This is a genomic window from Rathayibacter sp. AY1H3 (assembly GCF_002932015.1).
The window spans coordinates 1-20,235 of sequence record NZ_PSUU01000055.1; the positions used below are offsets into that span (position 1 = coordinate 1).

Consider the following 20,235-nt stretch of genomic DNA (forward strand, 5'->3'; position numbering starts at 1 on the left):
CCCCAGGTCAAGCGCCGCGCCTTCCCCGAGTAGTCGGACGGCGGACCACGAAGGGCCCCTGCGGTCGCGCCTCGCGCGGCTCCGGGGGCCCTTCGTGGTCCGCCGTCCGACTACTCGGGGAAGGCGCGGCGCTTGACCTGGGGCTTCGGCAGTCGCATGACGCGCAGCTGGAGGGCGCGCATCGCGGCGTACCAGCGGATGCCCTTCTCGACCTTGTCGGCGCCGTAGCGCTCGGCGAGCTTCCGGCGCATCCGCATGCCGAGGAGGATGCAGTCGATCACCGCGAGGAGGAAGAACACCCAGAGGATGACGAGCGTCGCGTACTGCAGCTCCGGCTGCGGGAAGAAGCTCAGCAGCAGGACGACGACCATCACCGGGATGAGGAACTCGCCGAGGCTGAAGCGTGCGTCGACCCAGTCGCGCACGAACTTGCGCTGAGGACCCTTGTCGCGCAGCGGCAGGTAGCGCTGGTCACCGGCGGCCAGGCCGATGCGGGCCTGCTCGCGTGACACGGCGGCCTTCTCGCGGGCGTCGCGGGCGGCCTGCTTGCGGTCGGTGACGACCAGCGGACGCTTGCGGGCCAGCTCCTGCTCGCGCCGGGTCGGCGTCGGCCGGCCCTTCCCGGAGCCGGGCGAGCCGGCGTCGTCGGGCGTGTCGGTTGCGATCGGGTGCTTGGCCACGGGGAACGTCCTTGGAATCGGGGGTCTCTTAAGATTACCTCCATGGCTCACGACGCTCCGACTCCGCCCGCACTCTCCTCCGACGAGGAGGCCGTCCTCGCCGCCGTCCGCGACGATCTGCCGCGCTCGCTCGCCCAGCTCGGGCAGCTCGTGCGGATCCCGTCCGTCTCGTGGGACGGCTTCGACGCCACCCGCGTGGCCGCCAGCGCCGAGGCCATCGCCGAGCTCGCGCGCGAGACGGGCGTCTTCGACGACGTCGCGATCCACAGCGCCACGATCGACGGCACCGACGTGCTCGGCCAGCCTGCCGTCCTGGCCACCCGCGCCGCCCGCAACGGAGCGCCGACCGTCCTCCTCTACGCCCACCACGACGTTCAGCCGCAGGGCGCCGAGTCGGCGTGGGAGACGCCTCCGTTCGAGCCGACCGTGCGCGGCGACCGCCTGTACGGGCGCGGTGCCGCCGACGACAAGGCGGGAGTCGTGTCCCACCTCGCCGCGGTGCGCGCACTCCGCGAGGTCGCGGGCGAGGACCACGACCTCGGGCTCGTCCTCTTCATCGAGGGGGAGGAGGAGTTCGGGTCGCGCTCGTTCCCCACCTTCCTCCGCGAGCACCACGACGCCCTCCGCGCGGATGCGATCATCGTCGCCGACAGCGACAACTGGGACGTCGACACCCCCGCGCTGACGGTGGGCCTGCGCGGCAACGTCACCTTCACCCTCACCGTCAGCACTCTCGCGCACGCCTCGCACTCGGGCATGCTCGGCGGAGCGGTCCCGGACGCGATGCTCGCGGCGGTCCGCCTGCTCGCGACGCTCTGGAACGAGGACGGCTCGGTCGCCGTCGCCGGCCTCACCGAGCACGACGGAGCGGTGCCCGAGACGACCGAGGAGGACCTCCGCCGCGACTCCGGGCTGCTCGACGGGGTCTCGCCGATCGGCACCGGCGCGATCCTCTCGCGCCTGTGGTCGAAGCCGGCCGTCACGGTCACCGGGATCGACGCGCCCAGCGTCGTCGACGCCTCCAACACCCTCGTCCCGTCCGTGCGCGTGAAGATCAGCGCCCGCATCGCCCCCGGCCAGGACGCGGAGGAGGCGTTCGCCGCCATCGAGAGCCACCTCCGGGCGAACTCCCCGTTCGGCGCCCACCTCGCGATCGAGGACGTCGACACCGGCAGTCCGTTCCTGGTCGACGCGACCGGCTGGGCCGTGGACCTGGTGAAGGGCGCGATGGCGGACGCCTGGGGACGCGAGCCTCTCGAGACCGGGATCGGCGGGAGCATCCCGTTCATCGCCGACCTCGTGCGCGAGTTCCCCGAGGCGCAGATCCTCGTCACCGGTGTCGAGGACCCCGACTCGCGCGCGCACAGCCCCAACGAGTCGCTGCACCTGGGCGTCTTCAAGCGCGCCGCGCAGACCGAGGCGCTGTTCCTGCTCCGCGCCGCCGCTCACCGCGACTGACCACCGGTCGTGGAATACCCGGGTGACCACCCGGGTTGCAGCCGTAGAATCCCGGAAGGCACGACGACCGTTCCGCCCGTCCCCTGAGGAGTGACATGTCAGACACACTGACCGACCAGACGGCGACCCCCCTCGCCACCCCGCCCAGCGCGGCCCACGGCGTCTCGATGACCCCGACCGCCGCCGCCAAGGTCAAGAGCCTGCTCGAGCAGGAGGGCCGCGACGACCTGCGCCTGCGCGTCGCGGTGCAGCCCGGCGGCTGCTCCGGCCTCATCTACCAGCTCTACTTCGACGAGCGCACCCTCGACGGCGACGCCGCGGTGGAGTTCGAGGGCGTCGGCCTCGTCGTCGACAAGATGAGCGTCCCCTACCTCGACGGCGCCTCGATCGACTTCGAGGACACCATCCAGAAGCAGGGCTTCACCATCGACAACCCCAACGCGGGCGGCAGCTGCGCCTGCGGCGACAGCTTCCACTGACGCCGCGCGGCCCCGGGCCGCAGCGCCTCCGAACGGCGTCCGACAGTCCACTCCGGTGGCCCGTCGGGCGCCGTTCGTCATGACTGCACCACTCGACCGGGACGTCAAGAGCGGGTCGTCGTGCACCGGGCCGCCGGAGCGGAAGGGTAGGCTGGAGCCGGTCTAATACAGTTTCGTGTGAACTGGTCCCCAGTCTTCCGAAAGGTCACCGGTGCGCTTCAATCGCCGAATCCGCAGATGGGTCGCTGCCCCCGTCGCAGGAGCCCTCGCCCTCGTCCTCGCGGGCTGCACGCAAGAGCAGCTCCAGGGCTGGCTCCCCACCGAACCCGGCACGACGAACCACGTCGACCGCGTCATCGGACTCTGGGTCACCTCCTGGATCGTCCTGCTCGCCGTCGGCGTCGTCACGTGGGGTCTCACCATCTGGGCGGTGGTCGTCTACCGCCGTCGCAAGGGGCAGACCGGCCTGCCGGTCCAGCTGCGCTACAACATGCCGATCGAGATCTTCTACACGATCGTGCCGCTGATCCTCGTGATCGGCTTCTTCGCCTTCACCGCGCGCGACCAGGCCGCCATCGAGCAGCCCTACGACGACCCGGACGAGACCATCCAGGTGTACGGCAAGCAGTGGGCGTGGGACTTCAACTACGTCGACGAGGACGTCTACTCCGCCGGCATCCAGGGCCAGTACCAGGAGGGCGGAGACGCCGCCGGCTCGCTCGTCGAGTCCGAGATCCCCACGCTCTACCTGCCCGTCGGACAGAAGATCAAGATCCAGCTCGACGCGCGCGACGTGATCCACTCCTTCTGGGTCGTCGACTTCCTCTACAAGAAGGACATGATCCCCGGCAAGACGAACTACATGTACGTCACGCCTCTCAAGGAGGGGACCTACGCGGGCAAGTGCGCCGAGCTCTGCGGCGAGTACCACTCCGCGATGCTCTTCAACGTCAAGGTCGTCTCGCAGGGCGAGTACGACGACTACATCCAGTCGCTGCGCGACGCGGGCCAGACCGGTCAGCTCGGCGCCGAGTACAACCGCAATTCGAACCTTCCCGGAACCGGCGCGCCGGCCCGCGAGAACGAGGAGTAAGGGAGCATGAGCACCGCCACGGCACCCCGCCCGACGCGCACCGCCGGCACTCCGCCGGTCCAGCGCAAGGCGAACGTCCTCGTCCGCTGGATGACGTCGACCGACCACAAGGTCATCGGGTACATGTACCTGATCACGTCGTTCATCTACTTCTGCATCGCCGGCGTGATGGCCCTGGTCATCCGCGCCCAGCTGTTCGAGCCCGGCCTGAACGTGGTCGAGACGCGCGAGCAGTACAACCAGCTGTTCACGATGCACGGCACGATCATGCTGCTGATGTTCGCGACGCCGCTCTTCGCCGGCTTCGCCAACGTCCTGATGCCGCTGCAGATCGGCGCCCCCGACGTCGCGTTCCCCCGCCTCAACGCCTTCGCGTACTGGCTCTACAGCTTCGGCTCGCTCATCGCGGTCGCCGGATTCGTCACCCCGCAGGGTGCGGCGTCCTTCGGCTGGTTCGCGTACGCGCCACTGTCGAGTACGACGTTCTCACCAGGGCTCGGCGGCAATCTCTGGGTCTTCGGCCTCGCGCTCTCGGGCTTCGGCACGATCCTCGGCGCGGTGAACTTCATCACGACGATCATCACGATGCGCGCTCCCGGCATGACGATGTTCCGCATGCCGATCTTCACCTGGAACATCCTGGTGACGTCGATCCTCGTGCTGCTCGCGTTCCCGGTGCTCGCCGCCGCGATGTTCGCCCTCGGCGCCGACCGCGTGTTCGACGCACACATCTACGATGCTGCCAACGGCGGGGTCCTGCTCTGGCAGCACCTGTTCTGGTTCTTCGGCCACCCCGAGGTGTACATCATCGCGCTGCCGTTCTTCGGCATCGTGTCCGAGGTCTTCCCGGTCTTCAGCCGCAAGCCGATCTTCGGCTACAAGACGCTGATCTACGCGACCATCGCGATCGCCGCCCTCTCCGTGACGGTGTGGGCGCACCACATGTACGTCACCGGATCGGTCCTGCTGCCGTTCTTCTCGCTGATGACCATGCTCATCGCGGTTCCGACCGGCGTGAAGATCTTCAACTGGGTCGGCACCATGTGGCGCGGATCGGTGACCTTCGAGACCCCGATGATCTGGGCGATCGGCTTCCTGATCACCTTCACCTTCGGTGGACTCACCGGCGTGATCCTCGCGTCGCCCCCGCTCGACTTCCACGTCTCGGACTCGTACTTCGTGGTGGCGCACTTCCACTACGTCGTGTTCGGAACCGTCGTCTTCGCGATGTTCTCGGGCTTCTACTTCTGGTGGCCGAAGTGGACCGGCAAGATGCTGAACGAGACGCTGGGCAAATGGCACTTCTGGCTGCTGTTCATCGGCTTCCACACCACCTTCCTCATCCAGCACTGGCTGGGCGTCGTCGGCATGCCGCGCCGCTACGCCAGCTACCTCCCCGAGGACGGCTTCACCTGGATGAACCAGGTGTCGACGGTCGGAGCGATGATCCTCGCGGTGTCGCTGATCCCGTTCTTCCTGAACGTGTACATCACGGCCCGCAAGGCGCCCAAGGTGACGGTGAACGACCCGTGGGGCTTCTCCCGGTCGCTCGAGTGGGCCACCTCGTGCCCGCCGCCCCGCCACAACTTCACCTCGATCCCGCGGATCCGCAGCGAGGCCCCGGCGTTCGACCTCAACCATCCCGAGGCCGGCATCCCCGTCGGAATCGGTCCGGCGAAGGATGCTCCGGACGCCCCCACGTACGACAAGTCCGAAGGCACGGTGAAGTAGGGCCATGCGCGCCAACGTCAATCTCTTCTGGCTCCTCGCGGGCTTCTTCCTCCTCGCCGACATCACGTACATCGTGTGGTCGCTGCTCGACACGGGCCAGGTGGAGTGGGTCGGCACCGTCGGCATCGGCCTCTCGGCCGTGCTGGGCGCGTTCATCGCGTTCTACGTCGGCCGCGTCCACAAGGCGCAGGGTGCCGAGCTCCCCGAGGACCGCCTCGATGCGGATATCGATGACGGAGACCCCGAGCTGGGCTTCTTCAGCCCGTGGAGCTGGTGGCCCCTGATCCTGGGCGGTTCCGCGGCCCTCGGATTCCTCGGCCTTGCCGTGGGGTTCTGGATCACCTACATCGCCGTCGGGCTCTTCCTGGTCGCCATCGCCGGCTGGGTGTACGAGTACTACCGCGGGTACTTCGCCCGCTAGGGCGCATCGCACGGCCGAGGGCCGGGTGCACGAGGGCTTCGGCTCCGTGCACCCGGCCCTTTCGTGTAGTCAGGAGGAAGCGCGCGTGGTTGGGACCCGATCGGCTCGGCCGTTCGGCTGCGTGCAGGGGCGTCACTCGCCGATCGGTGGCGGATCAAGCCTCCCGGTGAGAGCCGGGACCTCCCGGTGAGGACCGGGACCGCTCAGTGAGGGATGACGAGCTGAGCGGGATCTGTCTCGGTGTCCTGCTGGCGGGACACAGAGGCGTCTCGCGCGGAGGAACTCGTCTGGGCACCTCCCGACGGCCCGCGACGCGGAAGCTCGCAGGCGAGTGCAGCGGGCGGCGCCGAGCAGGAGCGTCGGCCGGCGTCATCACCCCTACGGGTCCGCGCTGCGACGGCTCCTGCTCCGGTCGCGGGTGAGCGGGCTACGCCTGTGGGGGCTCTCCTGTGCGCCTATGGGCGTGCCGACGGCGGTGGCGCGCTACGGATCGCGGATACTGCTGCGCCTGCGGCTGTACTGGGGCTGCTGCGCCTGTTCTGGCGCCTGCGCCGCCCTGCGGACGTCTGCACACCGTTCCGAACCCAGCGGAGCCCGCACCCCGGCGGAACCGCGCGCGCCCCTGCGGCTCTCGGAGCTCCTCGATACGGCTAGCGGGTTGTGTGCCGGTCGGCGCGACGCCAGGGAGCCTGAGACGCCGCTGCAGCGACGGTCGTCGATGTCCGGAGGTCGCATCCTCGGTCTCACCGGCGAGCGTCGCCGTCGCCGATCACAGAGGGTTCGACCGTGAGTGGGGGGGAGGGCAGTCCTGATAGTCCTGCTGGGAATGGGTACCCTCGAACCGATCCGGAGCGTCTCGACGTGTACGGGGACCGGGGACCTCACCGGACGACCACACTGCGAGCACGCAGAGGGGCTGGCTCACTCCATGATCGGATGGCGGCGGACGTCTCCAGCTCGGCGGTGAGACGGCGTCTCGTGATTCAAGGAGCGGAGGTCTCGAGGTCCGGAGTATCGCCCCACGTTCCTGCCGGCTTGTCGCCGTCGAGGCGCTGTGATCCGGTCTCACCGGCTCTCGGTGCACCGACGACCTCCACCGCGCCGGAGGACAGGCGCCGCCCCGCTGCGGGAACGACGAAGGGCCCGGACGAACGAACGTCCGGGCCCTTCGGGGGAGGATCAGTGCTCGCTGTGCGAGCTCTCGAGCTCCTTCTGGGTGACGGGGGTGATCCGGTCCTCGAAGAACCAGCGGGAGAGGCCGGCGCGGACGCGCTGCGGGGCGGTGATGCGGCCACGCGAGTCCGGACGGATCATCAGGGGCTCGTACTCGTCCTGACCGACGAGCTTCCAGCGCTCGTACTCGTCGAGCTGCTGGTGCACCTCGATGAACTCGCCGCCGGGGAGGCGGACGATGCGGCCAGACTCGAAGCCGTGCAGCGCGATCTCGCGGTCCTTCTTCTGTAGCGCCAGGCAGATGCGCTTGGTGATGAAGTACGCGATGAACGGACCCGCGATGAGCAGGAACTGCAGGCTGTGGATCACGCCCTCCATCGTGAGGTGGAAGTGCGTCGCGATGAGGTCGGACGAGGCGGCGGCCCAGAGGACGGCGTAGAAGCTGACTCCGGCGGCGCCGATCGCGGTGCGGGTCGCGGCGTTGCGCGGGCGATCGAGCAGGTGGTGCTCGCGCTTGTCACCGGTGATCCACGCCTCGAGGAACGGGTAGAGCATGACCACGGCGATGAACAGTCCGAGACCGACGAGCGGGATCAGGATGTTGAACGACAGGGTTCCGATGCCCGGGATGGCCCACTCGAGTCCCGGCGGGACGAGGCGCAGGGCGCCGTCGGCGAAGCCGATGTACCAGTCGGGCTGGGTTCCCGCGGAGACGGGCGAGGGGTCGTACGGGCCGTAGTTCCAGATCGGGTTGATCGTGAACAGCGAGGCGATGAGGACGACGACGCCGAAGACGATGAAGAAGAATCCACCGGCCTTCGCGGCGTAGACCGGCAGCACCGGGTAGCCGACGACGTTCTGCTCGGTCTTGCCCGCACCGGGGAACTGGGTGTGCTTGTGGACGACCACGAACACGAGGTGCAGGGCGATGAACGCGAGCACCAGCGCCGGCAGCAGCAGGATGTGCAGCGTGTAGAGGCGGCCGACGATGTCGGTGCCCGGGAACTCGCCGCCGAAGAGCAGGAACGAGATCCAGGTGCCGACGATCGGGATGCCCTTGACCATGCCGTCGATGATGCGGAGGCCGTTGCCCGAGAGCAGGTCGTCGGGGAGCGAGTAGCCGGTGAAGCCCTCGGCCATCGCGAGGATGAAGAGGACGAAGCCGATGACCCAGTTGAGCTCGCGGGGCTTGCGGAACGCACCGGTGAAGAAGATGCGCAGCATGTGCAGGCCGATCGAGGCCACGAACAGCAGTGCCGCCCAGTGGTGGATCTGCCGCATCAGCAGGCCGCCGCGGATGTCGAAGGAGATGTCGAGCGAGGACGACATCGCCGCCGACATCTCGATGCCCTTGAGGGGCAGGTAGCTGCCCTCGTAGTGCGTCTCGACCATCGAGGCCTGGAAGAAGAAGGTAAGGAAGGTGCCCGACAGCAGGATGATGACGAAGCTGTAGAGCGCGACCTCGCCGAGGAGGAAGGACCAGTGGTCGGGGAAGATCTTGCGACCGAACTCCTTGACGACCGCGGAGATGCTCGTGCGCTCGTCGATGTAGTTCGACGCCGCTCCGACGTACCCCTTCTGGAACTTGCCGGATCCGAGGATGACGCCGTCCTCGGGCTCCGCGGGGGAGCTGGAGGGGCGTGAGGGGGTGGTGGTGGACATGTGAGTCATCGCTCCCAGAAGGACGGTCCGACGGGCTCCGTGAAGTCGCTTCTGGCGACCAGGTAACCCTCGGCGTCGACGGTGATGGGGAGCTGCGGAAGCGGACGCTTCGCCGGGCCGAAGATGACGGCGGCCTCGCGCGTGATGTCGAATTGCGACTGGTGGCACGGGCACAGCAGGTGGTGGGTCTGCTGCTCGTACAGCGCCACAGGGCAGCCGACGTGCGTGCAGATCTTGGAGTAGGCGACGATTCCATCGTAGTTCCAGGTCTCGCGACCCTCACTGACGATGAGGTCCTCCGGCTTCAGGCGCATCAGGAGGACGGCGGCCTTGGCCTTCTCCTCCAGCTTGCCCTCGGCGTCGTTGAGGCCCTCGGGGATGACGTGGAAGGCGGATCCGAGGGTGACGTCCGATGCGAGGATCGGCGCTCCCGACGGGTCCAGGGTGAGCCTCGTGCCCTCTTCCCACAGGGTGGTCTTGAGGAGGGCGACGGGGTTCTGGTCCTGCGGGCCGAGGCCCCGGAACAGGATCACGGCGGGCAGGGGGAACACGACGAGGGAGGCGATCAGGCTGTTCCGGACGAGGGAGCGGCGGCCGAAGCCGGACTCCTTGTCGGACTGGTCGAAGATCTCGAGCGCACGGGCGCGGGTGGGCTCCGCGCTGCGGACGGGGTGGCGGATGTCGATGCCCTCGTGGTCCGACATCAGCTGCTTGCCCCAATGGACGGCGGCGATGCCGATGCCCAGGAGCGCGAGGGACATGCCCAGGCCGATGAACAGCGTGTTCAGCCGGACCGACGCGACGTCCTCGGTGATCGGGAACGCCATGTAGGCGGCTACCGCGAAGATCGAGCCCGCGAAGGAGAGGTAGAAGAGCGTGTACACCGTGCGCTCGGCACGCTTCTCGACCTTGGGGTCGAGGTCGGTCATCCGGGGGCGGTGCGGCGGGAGGCCCGGGTCCTGGACGCGGTCCCGCGTCACGACCGCGGTGCCGGCCGGAGCCGTTCCGTGCCCGGTGGCCGACGAGGTGGCGAGGTCCGTGCCACCCTCATCGTGCTCTGCCATGGTTCTCCTTTTCACGCCGTGTCGGCACCAGTCGGTGCCGTGGGTCAGTCGCGCCCGTCAGGGCGCTGCAGTCGTCTAGTTGGATCGGGCGGTGATCCACACCGTCAGGGCCACGATCGCGCCGAGGCCGAAGATCCAGAGGAACAGGCCCTCTGCGACCGGCCCGAGGGAGCCGAGCGCGAATCCGCCCGGGGACGGGTTGGCCTCGATGTACTTGAGGTACGAGATGATGTCGCGCTTGTCCTCGGGCGAGATGTTCAGGTCGTTGAAGACCGGCATGTTCTGCGGGCCGGTGACCATCGCCTCGTAGATGTGCGCCTCGGTCACGCCGCCCAGCGGGGGAGCGAACTTGCCCTCCGTGAGCGCGCCGCCGGCTCCGGCGACGTTGTGGCACATCGCGCAGTTGATGCGGAACAGCTCGGCGCCGTTCGCCGCGTCGCCCTGTCCGTCGAGGACCTCGCCCTCGGGGATCGCGGGGCCGGGGGCCAGCGACGCGACATAGGCGGCGAGCTCGCCTACCTGCTCGTCGGTGAACTGCACCGGCTTCTCGAGCGCCTGGGGGCCGTGCATCTGCATCGGCATGCGCCCGGTGCCGACCTGGAAGTCGACCGACGCCGCGCCCACTCCGATGAGGGAGGGAGCGTTGTCGGTGCCCGCGGCGTCGAGGCCGTGGCAGGTGGCGCAGTTCGCGGCGAAGAGCTTCGAGCCCTCGTCGATCGTCTGCTGGCTGGTGGACGACGTCTCGGCGGAGGCGGACGTCGCGACGCCGACCGCGGCGTAGGTCCCACCGGTGAGCCCGAGGCCGATGGCGATCAGGGCCAGGGTGGCGAGCGGGTGGCGGCGACCCTTCTTGGCTCGGCTCTTCGTCTTCGGGGAGGCCATCGAGGCGTCCTTCCTGCGGGGGTCGGGAGTGGAGTGGGGCATCGGCGGGCGCGTCACTTGAGGAAGTAGATGACGGCGAACAGGCCGACCCAGACGACGTCGACGAAGTGCCAGTAGTACGAGACGACGATGGCGCTCGTCGCCTCCTTGTGGCCGAAGTTCTTGACCGCGAAGCCACGGCCGATGACGAGGAGGAACGCGATGAGGCCGCCGGTGACGTGCAGGGCGTGGAAGCCGGTCGTCAGGTAGAAGGCGGAGCCGTAGGCGTTGCTGGAGAGCGTGACGCCCTCGGAGACGAGGGTCGCGTACTCGAGCACCTGGCCGGAGACGAAGACCGCGCCCAGGGCGTAGGTGAGGAAGAACCACTCGACCATGCCCCACTTGAACGGGCTGAGGCCCGTCGCACGCGGCTGCAGGCGCTCGGCGGCGAACACGCCGAACTGGCAGCTGAACGACGAGGCCACGAGGATCACCGTGTTCACGCCCGCGTAGGGGACGTTGAGGATCTGGGTCTCGGCGCCCCAGAGCTCGGGGGAGGTGCTGCGCAGGGTGAAGTAGATCGCGAAGAGGCCCGCGAAGAACATGACCTCGCTGCCCAGCCAGACGATCGTTCCGACCGCGACCGGGTTGGGTCGGTTCACTACGGGCGCGGTGGCCGTGGGGGAGAGAGAGGTGCTCGTCACACAGACCATTATGGCCGATGGCAGGGGAGGGAAGTCGCACTAGCCGGGAGGCGATCCTCGTCGCATAATCTGGGAGCCATGTCGGAAACCCTGTCCTGGCCGCACGTTCTCAGCGCACTCCTCGAGTCCTCCGATCTGAGCGTCTCCGAGGCGACGTGGGCCATGGAGCAGGTGATGGAGGGCGCGGCGACTCCGGCGCAGCTCGCCGGACTGCTGGTGGCCCTCCGGGCGAAGGGCGAGACCGTCGACGAGATCGTCGGCTTCCGCGACGCGATCCTCGACCACGCGGTGCCGCTGGACGTGGACCCGATGGCCCTGGACATCGTCGGGACGGGCGGGGACCGCTTCGGGACCGTCAACATCTCCTCCACCGCGTCGATCATCGCGGCCGCCGCCGGCACGCCCGTCGTGAAGCACGGGAACAAGGCCGCGTCCTCCTCCTCCGGCTCCTCCGACGTGCTCGCGGCACTCGGGGTCGACCTCTCCCTCTCCCCCGAGCGGGTGGCCGAGGTGTTCCGGCGGACAGGGATCGCCTTCGTCTTCGCGTCCCTCTTCCACCCCGGCTTCCGGCACGCCGGTCCGGTGCGCGCCGAGCTGGGCGTGCCGACGGTGTTCAACTTCCTCGGCCCGCTCTGCAATCCGGCGCGTCCCGAGGCCTCTGCGGTCGGGGTGGCGCACCTCGACCGGGTGCCGCTGGTCGTCGGCGTGTTCCGGACGCGCGGGGCGACGGCTCTGGTGTTCCGCGGGGACGACGGCCTCGACGAGCTCACGACCACGGGTCACAGCCACATCTGGGAGGTGTCGCGCGGCTCCGTGGTCGAGCACGACCTCGACCCGCGCGACCTGGGCCTGCCCCGCGCGCGGATCGACGAGCTGCGCGGCCGCGACGCCGCCTACAACGCGAGCGTGGTGCGCTCGGTGCTCGCGGGAGACGGCGGCCCCGTCCGCGACATCGTCCTTCTGAACGCGGCCGCGGGCCTCGCGGCGTTCGACCTGGCGCGCGACCCGGACCTGGTGCGCACGCCCGTCCTGGAGCGCCTGCGGACGTCGATGGACCGCGCGGCGGAGGCCGTCGACTCCGGGGCCGCCACGGCCAAGCTCGAGGAGTGGGTCCGCGAGACGCAGCGCGCCGTCGTCCCGCTGCCGTAGGCGCGAGCGCAGGGCGTAACGTGGGGATGCTGTCCGCGACGGTGCGGGCGGCGATCCACCACGCGCCGGATCGCCCGCAGGTCACGGGACGCCCGAGTGGTGGCCCGATCCTGGAGGAGACCTCGATGAAGAAGCTCATCAACGACCCGAAGAACGTCGTCACGGAGTCGGTGGCCGGCTTCGGCCTGGCGCACGCCGACCTGGTCCGGGTGGTGTCGGATCCCCTGTTCGTGGTGCGGGCCGACGCGCCCCGCTCGGGCAAGGTGGGCATCGTCAGCGGTGGCGGCAGCGGGCACGAGCCGCTGCACGCGGGCTTCGTCGGATTCGGGATGCTGGACGCCGCCGTCCCCGGTCCCGTCTTCACCTCGCCCACGCCCGATCCGATCGTCGCGGCCACGCAGGCCGTCGACGGCGGCGCGGGTGTGCTGCACATCGTGAAGAACTACACGGGCGACGTCCTGAACTTCGAGACCGCGGCCGACCTCGCCGGCGCCGAGGGGATCGAGGTGCGCAGCGTGATCGTCGACGACGACGTCGCGGTGAAGGACTCGCTCTACACCGCGGGCCGCCGCGGCGTGGCCGGCACCGTGCTGGTCGAGCGGATCGCGGGCGCGGCGGCCGAGCGGGGCGACTCCCTCGACGAGGTCGCGACGATCGCCGAGACGGTGATCGCCAACGTGCGCTCGATGGGCGTCGCCCTCACGCCGTGCATCGTCCCGCACGCGGGCGAGCCGAGCTTCGAGCTGGGCGAGGACGAGATCGAGATCGGCATCGGCATCCACGGCGAGCCCGGCCGGGAGAAGATCGCGCTGGAGCCGGCCGACCGCATCGTCGACCGGATCCTCGGCGCGATCCTGGAGGACCTGCCGTTCTCCTCCGGGGACGAGGTGCTGCTCCTGGTGAACGGCATGGGCGGCACGCCGCAGATCGAGCTGTACCTCGCCTACCGCCGCGCAGCCGAGGCGCTGGCCGAGAAGGGGATCACCGTCGCACGCAGCCTCGTCGGCAACTACACGACGTCGCTCGAGATGCAGGGCTTCTCGCTCACCGTCCTCAAGCTCGACGACGCCCTGACCGAGCTGTGGGACTCCCCGGTGCAGACCGCGGCGCTGCGGTGGGGACGCTGAGCGCCCGCGCGCACACCATGACCGGAACGACAGCCGCAGGAGCGGCCCACGAGGAGGAGACGACCATGCAGGACGCACAGGGAGCCGGGCTCGACGCGGCGTGGGCGACGGCGTGGATCCGCCGCGCCGCCGAGTCGATCGCGGAGCACCGGGTCGAGCTGATCACGCTCGACCGGGCGATCGGCGACGGGGACCACGGCGAGAACATGGACCGCGGCTTCCAGGCCGTGGTCGCGAAGCTGGACGGGGCGCCGGAGCAGGGGCTCCCGGCGGACGTGCTCAAGCTGGTCGCGACGACGCTCATCTCCACCGTCGGCGGCGCCTCGGGCCCGCTGTTCGGCACGGCGTTCCTGAAGGCCTCCGCCGCGGTCGCGGGCGAGGACGCGCTCGAGGGCGCTGACGTCGCAGCTCTCCTGGCCGCGGCGAGGGACGGCATCGTGCTCCGCGGCAAGGCCGAGGTGGGCGACAAGACGATGGTGGACGCGTGGACGCCGGCGGTCGACGCGGCCGCGGCCGCCGCCGAGGAGGGAGCGGCTCCGGCCGACGTCCTCGCCGCGGCGGCGGAGGCGGCGCAGAAGGGAGCGGAGTCGACGGACCCGCTGGTCGCCCGCAAGGGACGCGCCAGCTACCTCGGCGAGCGCGCCATCGGGCACCGAGATCCCGGCAGCGTGTCGACCGTTCTCCTGCTCCGCGCAGCAGCCGAGGCGGCGGCGTGAGCGTCGGGCTGGTCCTGGTCTCGCACAGCGCGCAGCTGGCGGAGGGGCTGGTCGAGCTCGCGGAGCAGATGGCGGCCTCGGTCGCGCTGGTCGCCGCGGGCGGGACGGACGACGGCGGCATCGGCACCAGCTTCGACCGCATCACGGCGGCCCTGGCGGAAGCGGACTCCGGCGAGGGGGTCGTCGTCCTCTGCGACCTCGGCTCGGCGATCATGACGGCGGAGACCGCGGTCGAGTTCCTCGACGACGACGCGCGCGCCCGGGTCCGGATCGCCGACGCCCCGCTGGTGGAGGGGGCGGTCGCGGCCGCCGTCGCCGCGGGCACGGGGGCGTCGCTCGACGAGGTGCTCGCCGCCGCGGAGTCGGCCCGGGTCGAGACGCTCGCTGCTCCCGCCGAGGAGGCCTCGCCCGGTGACGAGCGCGTGCAGCGCCGCGTCCGCCTCATCAACCCGAACGGCCTGCACGCCCGTCCCGCGGCCGACTTCGTCACGCTCGCCGCCACCTTCGACGCCCGGATCGACGCGAACGGCAAGGACGCCACGAGCCTGCTCGGCGTGATGTCGCTGGGGCTCGACCGCGGGGACGAGGTCGTCCTCTCGGCGTCGGGGCCGCAGGCCCACGAGGCGGTCGGCCGGCTCGGCGATCTGGTCGAGTCGGGCTTCGGCGAGGTGTAGCGCGCCGTCGACCGGTCCAGGGACCGCGGAGGCGCCTCCTCCTACGCTGAGCGCATGGCCCTCCGCGGAACCCGACCCCCGTCTGTCCTGCTCCGCCGACTCGTCACCGTCCCGCGCGTCGTGCGCCGGGCGGACGCTCGTGCGGCCCGGCGGCTGAACGCCCGTCGCCCGTCGCCCGTCGTCGACGGGGCGCTCGTGGGGCTCTCCCGGGCCGCGGACCACGGAGTCCTCTGGGCCGGCGTCGGCATCCTGCTGCTCCTGGCGGGCCGTCCCCGCGAGGCTCTGCGGGGGACCGCCTCGCTCGCCGCGGCCAGCGCGCTCGCGAACCTGCTCGGCAAGCGCGTGTTCGGCGGCGACCGGCCGCTCCTCGTCGACGTCCCGGTCGGCCGGCGCCTGGCGACGGTGCCGACGTCGGCGTCCTTCCCCTCGGGGCACGCGGCGAGCGCCGCTGCCTTCGCCGCCGGGGTCGCGCTCGAGTCGCCCCGAGTGGGGGCGGCGGTCGCCCCGCTCGCCGCCGCCGTGGTCTTCTCCCGCCTGCACGTCGGCGTCCACTGGCTCTCGGACGTCCTCGGCGGCGCGGCGCTCGGCGCGGCGGTCGCGGTCGTCGGCCGAGCCGTCCTGCCGGCCGAGCCGCGCCACGTGCCCGTCTCGGAGCGCGCGACCCGGCCCCCCGTCGACCGCAGCCCGCTGGGGGACGGCGCCGCCCTCCTCGTGGTCCTCAACCCCGGCGCGGGCCGGGACTCGCACCGCCCCGATCCCGAGCCGCTGGTCCGAGCCCGGTTCCCGAAGGCGCGCGTGCACCGGCTGACCGAGGGGGAGGACCTCGCCGACGTGGTGCGCGAGGCGCGCTCGGGGGACTCTCCGCCCCGGGTGCTCGGGATCTACGGCGGGGACGGGACCATGTCGGTCGGTGCCGCTCTCGCCCGCGCCGAGGGGATGACGCTGCTCGTGCTGCCGGGCGGGACCATGAACCACTTCGCGAAGGCGCTGGGGCTGCTCACCGTCCAGGACGCGCTCGACGCGGCGACGATCGGCGAGCGCCGCGACGTCGACGTGGCCGAGGTCGTCGCGGACGGGGGAGACCCGGTCACGGTGCTCAACACGGTCTCGATCGGCGTCTACCCGGAGTTCGTCGCGGCCCGCGAGAAGCGCGAGAAGCGGATCGGGAAGCCGCTCGCCGCCGTGATCGCGGCCCTCTCGGTCGTGCGGCGCACCGATCCGTTCGAGCTCCGGCGCGACGGGCGCACGCAGCTCGTCTGGTCGTACTTCGTCGGGGTGAACCAGGAGCACCCGCGCACGGCCGCCCCGCTCGCCCGGCGTCGGCTCGACGACGGCCACCTCGACGTGCGCATCCTGCACTCAGGACGGACTCCTCGCACCCGGGGAGCGTTCTCGCTCCTGCTCGGCCGTACGGCGACCCCGGTGGTCGGCCGTGTGCCCGGCTGGCGGGCACCGGTGGTGGAGTCGTTCTCGACGCCGGAGATCACCGTCGGCGCGCGCCGACCCGCGGGGGACGACCCCGAGTGGGCGCACGACGGCGAGACCGAGCGCTTCGACGGCTCCCGCGACGGATTCGACGAGGCCGTGGTGCGGATCGTGCCGCTGGGCCTGCGGGTCTACGCGACCGCGGACTAGGGGGCGGTGCCGGCCCGGTCCCCGCCGTCCGGATCCGCCAGCAGTTCGGCCAGCGCGTCGAGGGCGGCGACCTGCCCGGCCACCACCAGCGAGCGGGCCTCGTCGAGCGGGTGCCACCGGGCGTCCTCCAGCTCGGGGAAGCTGCGCAGCACGCCGGAGCCCCGCGGCCACTCCAGCTCGAAGGTGTTGCTCGCGACGAAGGCGGTGTCCGCGTGTCCGCGCCCGGCGAAGACCGTGACGGTCTTGGCCGCGCTCTGCCGGAACGCGCCGAGGAGGGTCAGCTCCCCGACGGGCGGAGGAGCGCCGGTCTCCTCCTCGAACTCGCGGCGCGCGGCGTCCAACGGCGTCTCGTCGCCCGTGTGCACGCCCTTCGGGATCGTCCACGCGCGGGGGCGCCGGGTCCAGAAGGGGCCGCCCATCCGCCCGAGGAACACCTCGGTGCCGGAGGGGCCCTCGCGGTGCAGCAGGATCCCCGCGCTCGTCACCGCGGCCATCGCGTCTCTCCGGTCATCCCGCCATCCTGCCCCGCGCCCGTGGAAGGATCGGCAGGACCCGCCCGCGACCGCACGGAGTGAACCATGCACGACCACGAGATCCTCCGACAGCTGCGCGACGCGCTCGGAGACGCGGTCCTGACCGAGGGCCCCGGGTTCGAGGCCGTGCACACCGACAAGTCGGGCTTCTCCGCACCGGGTCGCGCGCTCGCGCTCGTCGCTGCCCGCTCGGTCGAGGACGTGCAGGCGGCGCTGCGCATAGCGACGGAGCACCGGCTCCCGGTCGTGCCGCGCGGAGCGGGAACGGGCCTCGCTGCCGGGGGAGTGGCGAGCGAGGGAGCGCTCGTCCTCTCGACCGCCGCGATGGACCGCATCCTCGAGGTGTCGCTCGAGGACGAGCTCGCGGTCGTCGAGCCCGGGGTCATCAATCAGGCGCTGTCGGACGCTGTCGCTCCGCACGGCCTCGTGTTCTCGCCCGACCCCGCGAGCCGCGCGATCTCGAGCATCGGCGGCAACATCTCGACGAACGCCGGGGGGCTGCTGTGCGCCAAGTACGGCGTGACCCGGGAGGCGGTGCTCGGGTTGACGGTCGTCCTCCCCGACGGGCGACTGCTCCGCACCGGCCGCCGCAGCGTGAAGGGAGTCACCGGGTACGACCTCACCGCGCTCCTGACCGGCTCCGAGGGGACGCTGGGCGTCATCGTGGAGGCCACCGTGAAGCTCCGCCCGATCCCGACCGGGCGCGTGGTCACGGTCGGCGCGTACTTCCCGAGCGTCGTCGCCGCGGCCGCCGCCTCCGCCGCGATCACCGCCGCGCGGCTCCGTCCCGCGGTGATGGAGCTGATGGACGAGGCGGCGCTCGCCGCGATCTCGCGCTACACCGGAGCGATGCTGGACCGCGGTGCCGCCTACCTCCTCGTCCAGACGGACGGCGGAGGAGCGGCGGAGGAGTCGCAGCGCGTCCTCGAGATCGTGACCGCCTCCGGGGGCGCCGCCGAGGCGACCGAGGACCCGGCCGAGGGTGAGGCTCTGCTGGCCGTCCGCCGGGCCTTCCACCCGGCGCTCGAGGCGGAGGGCCGCGTGCTGATCGAGGACGTCTGCGTGCCCCGCTCCGCGCTGCCGGCGATGTTCGCGGCGATCCGCGGCATCGAGGAGCGGACGGGGCTCAGCATCCCCACCGTCGCCCACGCGGGGGACGGGAACCTCCACCCGAACTTCGTGCTGCCCGCGGGGGACGGACCCGTGGGGGAGGACGTCTGGGACGCCGCCGCGGAGCTCTTCCGCACGGCCCTGGCCCTCGGCGGCACGCTCACGGGCGAGCACGGCGTGGGACTGCTCAAGCAGCGCTGGCTGGCGGAGGAGCTGGGCGAGGACTCGCTGGCGCTCCAGCGCGGGATCAAGGCCGTGTTCGACCCGCTGGGGATCATGAACCCGGGGAAGGTCTTCTGAGGAGGGCGCCCCGGGCTACCGCAGCTCGGCCGTGATCATCGAGGCGGTGAGCACGATCGTCGCCGCGGACATGAGCCAGTAGAGGACCGTCTCGCGCCAGGACCCGGAGGAGCCCAGGACGGGCAGCGCGGCGTAGCCTCCGGTGGTCCAGACGTGGCGCAGCGGTGTCCGGCGCAGGCGCCGCGGCAGGCGCACGCGCAGCGGCCACAGCCAGTTGATCCCGCCGGTCGTGAGGGCGTCGCCGGCCACGTGCACGAGGTAGCCCAGCGTCGCGGCGACCCGGAGCCACGCCCAGGTGCCGTCGGCGAGCGCGACGAGCAGGACCGTGACGACCGTCGCCCCGGCCCAGGCGATGCGCCAGGAGGGGGCGGCCCGGACGGCCTTCGCGGCGAAGGCGAGGGCGGGCAGCGTGAGCACGGCGGCCACGGCGACGGGACCGACGACCGGCACCGGGAAGCGCAGCGCCGTGAGCACCGGCACCAGGTACCAGACGACGGCGACCGCGAGCAGCGAGTGCATCCCGTGCCGGTGCCCTCCGCTGATCCGGCCCGCGGTCGCGGTGAGCAGGGAGGCGGCCGGCGCCGAGCGGGAGACGGTCGCGCTCGCGTGGTCCGCGTCGGGCACCAGGGCCCAGCCGGCGGCGACTCCGAGGCCGACCAGTCGGAGGTCGAGCGGGAGACCCGCGAGGCCGAGAGGCCCGGCGACGGCGGGCACGGAGGCGGCGACGGCCCAGGCGAGCGCACCGGAGACGGCGTGCGAGCGGCCCATCATCGCGGGTCGGCTCCTTCGACTGGGCGCTGCGAGGCCGGAGGACGACCGCGGCGGGACGAGAGAACCCCCGGCCGAGTGCGTGAGCACGGACCGGGGGTGAGGGTGGGCGATACCGGACTCGAACCGATGACCTCTTCCGTGTGAAGGAAGCGCGCTACCAACTGCGCCAATCGCCCAGGGGGACGTGCTGGACGACCCGAGAGACGATCGTAGCGGATCCGCGGGGCCCGGATGCACCGCCGACGCCCGCCACGCCCGGGTGAACGGACGGCGACGAGCCGGTTTCGCGCGGAAAGACGCGGATCGGACTCCGAGCGGCGGGATCGGCGTCCGCTCGATTTGGATTCCGGCGCCGCTGTCGTATACATTCTTCTAGGTCGAGCCGGGCAGCGAAAGCGCCGGACAGACAGCAAGACAGCACGACACGCAAGACGGCAACACCAGTACGACCTACATGCGGATGTGGCGCAGCGGTAGCGCATCACCTTGCCAAGGTGAGGGTCGCGAGTTCGAATCTCGTCATCCGCTCGAACACCGGTCCTCGGACCGGCGTCATCGGGACGGCACCCTCGGGTGCCTCCCACCTGGTCGGCCCTCGGGCCGCCGACACCGAATCCCGTACACGGTGGATTGGCCGAGAGGCGAGGCAGCGGCCTGCAAAGCCGTATACACGGGTTCGAATCCCGTATCCACCTCGATCGTTCACCGAACGAGGCGCTCCGCGCGGAGCAACGGGCGATTGGCGCAGCGGTAGCGCGCTTCCCTGACACGGAAGAGGTCACTGGTTCGATCCCAGTATCGCCCACCACGAGAACCCCCGGCCCCTGGCCGGGGGTTCTGTCGTTCCCGGCTCCGGCGCTACCCTCGCAGGATGCCCGCCCCGATCCCCGTCGA

The 20,235-nt window shown here is 71.1% G+C and carries 18 protein-coding genes and 4 tRNA genes; 14 read left to right on the forward strand and 8 right to left on the reverse strand.

The window, feature by feature from the left end; translation table 11 throughout:
• Positions 1-110: 110 nt before the first annotated feature.
• The gene (locus tag C5C33_RS16190; RefSeq protein WP_181027102.1) at positions 111-680 is read right to left on the reverse strand and encodes a DUF3043 domain-containing protein; all 570 of its coding nucleotides are present in this window, start codon (positions 678-680) and stop codon (positions 111-113) included.
• Between the two features lie 42 nt (positions 681-722).
• Between C5C33_RS16190 and C5C33_RS16195 the strand changes: the two genes are divergently transcribed.
• From C5C33_RS16195 to C5C33_RS16215, 5 genes are all read left to right on the forward strand, one after another.
• On the forward strand, positions 723-2,138 hold the full coding sequence (locus C5C33_RS16195; protein ID WP_104225360.1) for a dipeptidase: 1,416 nt from the start codon (positions 723-725) through the stop codon (positions 2,136-2,138).
• Between the two features lie 95 nt (positions 2,139-2,233).
• Positions 2,234-2,617, forward strand: coding sequence for an iron-sulfur cluster insertion protein ErpA (gene erpA / locus C5C33_RS16200; protein ID WP_104224654.1), 384 nt, complete (start codon positions 2,234-2,236; stop codon positions 2,615-2,617).
• 211 nt (positions 2,618-2,828) lie between these two features.
• Positions 2,829-3,710 (forward strand): cytochrome c oxidase subunit II, encoded by an 882-nt coding sequence (gene coxB, locus C5C33_RS16205; RefSeq protein WP_104224653.1) that lies wholly within the window; start codon positions 2,829-2,831, stop codon positions 3,708-3,710.
• A 6-nt stretch (positions 3,711-3,716) separates the two neighbouring features.
• A complete protein-coding gene (gene ctaD / locus C5C33_RS16210; protein ID WP_104224652.1) occupies positions 3,717-5,441 on the forward strand; it encodes a cytochrome c oxidase subunit I in 1,725 nt (574 codons plus the stop codon).
• Positions 5,442-5,445: 4 nt separating this feature from the next.
• Positions 5,446-5,862 (forward strand): cytochrome c oxidase subunit 4, encoded by a 417-nt coding sequence (locus C5C33_RS16215; protein ID WP_104224651.1) that lies wholly within the window; start codon positions 5,446-5,448, stop codon positions 5,860-5,862.
• Positions 5,863-7,041: 1,179 nt separating this feature from the next.
• On the opposite strand, the gene C5C33_RS16220 is transcribed toward C5C33_RS16215, so the two are convergent.
• The 4 genes from C5C33_RS16220 to C5C33_RS16235 form a co-directional block, all read right to left on the reverse strand.
• Positions 7,042-8,697, reverse strand: a complete 1,656-nt coding sequence (locus C5C33_RS16220) for a ubiquinol-cytochrome c reductase cytochrome b subunit (RefSeq protein ID WP_104224650.1) — start codon at positions 8,695-8,697, stop codon at positions 7,042-7,044.
• Between the two features lie 5 nt (positions 8,698-8,702).
• Complete coding sequence (locus tag C5C33_RS16225; RefSeq protein WP_104225358.1) at positions 8,703-9,761, reverse strand: ubiquinol-cytochrome c reductase iron-sulfur subunit; 1,059 nt, start codon at positions 9,759-9,761, stop codon at positions 8,703-8,705.
• A gap of 75 nt (positions 9,762-9,836) precedes the next feature.
• A complete protein-coding gene (locus tag C5C33_RS16230) occupies positions 9,837-10,643 on the reverse strand; it encodes a c-type cytochrome (RefSeq protein WP_104224648.1) in 807 nt (268 codons plus the stop codon).
• Positions 10,644-10,696: 53 nt separating this feature from the next.
• Entirely contained in the window at positions 10,697-11,335 is a 639-nt protein-coding gene (locus tag C5C33_RS16235; protein WP_104224647.1) for a heme-copper oxidase subunit III, read from the reverse strand.
• A 69-nt stretch (positions 11,336-11,404) separates the two neighbouring features.
• Here C5C33_RS16235 and trpD point away from each other — a divergent pair, with 69 nt between their 5' ends.
• The 5 genes from trpD to C5C33_RS16260 all read left to right on the forward strand — a co-directional run bounded on the left by trpD (position 11,405) and on the right by C5C33_RS16260 (position 16,627).
• The gene (trpD, locus tag C5C33_RS16240) at positions 11,405-12,475 is read left to right on the forward strand and encodes an anthranilate phosphoribosyltransferase (RefSeq protein WP_104225357.1); all 1,071 of its coding nucleotides are present in this window, start codon (positions 11,405-11,407) and stop codon (positions 12,473-12,475) included.
• Positions 12,476-12,600: 125 nt separating this feature from the next.
• Entirely contained in the window at positions 12,601-13,602 is a 1,002-nt protein-coding gene (gene dhaK / locus C5C33_RS16245) for a dihydroxyacetone kinase subunit DhaK (protein ID WP_104261618.1), read from the forward strand.
• Positions 13,603-13,667: 65 nt separating this feature from the next.
• Positions 13,668-14,318 carry a dihydroxyacetone kinase subunit DhaL gene (dhaL, locus tag C5C33_RS16250; protein ID WP_104261619.1) on the forward strand — a complete coding sequence of 217 codons (651 nt, stop codon included), beginning with the start codon at positions 13,668-13,670 and terminating at the stop codon, positions 14,316-14,318.
• Complete coding sequence (gene dhaM, locus C5C33_RS16255; protein WP_104261615.1) at positions 14,315-14,992, forward strand: dihydroxyacetone kinase phosphoryl donor subunit DhaM; 678 nt, start codon at positions 14,315-14,317, stop codon at positions 14,990-14,992. Before dhaL ends, dhaM begins: the two co-directional genes overlap by 4 nt.
• A 54-nt stretch (positions 14,993-15,046) precedes the next feature.
• Positions 15,047-16,627: a bifunctional phosphatase PAP2/diacylglycerol kinase family protein gene (locus C5C33_RS16260; RefSeq protein ID WP_104261616.1), complete on the forward strand. Its 1,581-nt coding sequence runs from the start codon at positions 15,047-15,049 to the stop codon at positions 16,625-16,627.
• Here the strand turns inward: C5C33_RS16260 and C5C33_RS16265 are convergent.
• Complete coding sequence (locus C5C33_RS16265) at positions 16,624-17,121, reverse strand: NUDIX domain-containing protein (protein ID WP_104246759.1); 498 nt, start codon at positions 17,119-17,121, stop codon at positions 16,624-16,626. The genes C5C33_RS16260 and C5C33_RS16265 overlap by 4 nt on opposite strands.
• Positions 17,122-17,205: 84 nt before the next feature.
• On the opposite strand from C5C33_RS16265, the gene C5C33_RS16270 reads away from it, so the two are divergent.
• Complete coding sequence (locus C5C33_RS16270; protein ID WP_104246760.1) at positions 17,206-18,570, forward strand: FAD-binding oxidoreductase; 1,365 nt, start codon at positions 17,206-17,208, stop codon at positions 18,568-18,570.
• A 15-nt stretch (positions 18,571-18,585) separates the two neighbouring features.
• Here C5C33_RS16270 and C5C33_RS16275 read toward each other — a convergent pair whose 3' ends face one another.
• Together C5C33_RS16275 and C5C33_RS16280 are read right to left on the reverse strand one after the other, a co-directional pair.
• Positions 18,586-19,341 (reverse strand): metal-dependent hydrolase, encoded by a 756-nt coding sequence (locus C5C33_RS16275; RefSeq protein WP_104261617.1) that lies wholly within the window; start codon positions 19,339-19,341, stop codon positions 18,586-18,588.
• A 103-nt stretch (positions 19,342-19,444) separates the two neighbouring features.
• Positions 19,445-19,517 (reverse strand) — tRNA-Val (locus tag C5C33_RS16280).
• A 280-nt stretch (positions 19,518-19,797) separates the two neighbouring features.
• Between C5C33_RS16280 and C5C33_RS16285 the strand changes: the two genes are divergently transcribed.
• The 3 genes from C5C33_RS16285 to C5C33_RS16295 all read left to right on the forward strand — a co-directional run bounded on the left by C5C33_RS16285 (position 19,798) and on the right by C5C33_RS16295 (position 20,149).
• Positions 19,798-19,869 (forward strand) — tRNA-Gly (locus C5C33_RS16285).
• A 96-nt stretch (positions 19,870-19,965) separates the two neighbouring features.
• A tRNA-Cys gene (locus tag C5C33_RS16290) sits at positions 19,966-20,036 on the forward strand.
• 38 nt (positions 20,037-20,074) lie between these two features.
• A tRNA-Val gene (locus C5C33_RS16295) sits at positions 20,075-20,149 on the forward strand.
• The last annotated feature ends 86 nt before the right edge of the window (positions 20,150-20,235 follow it).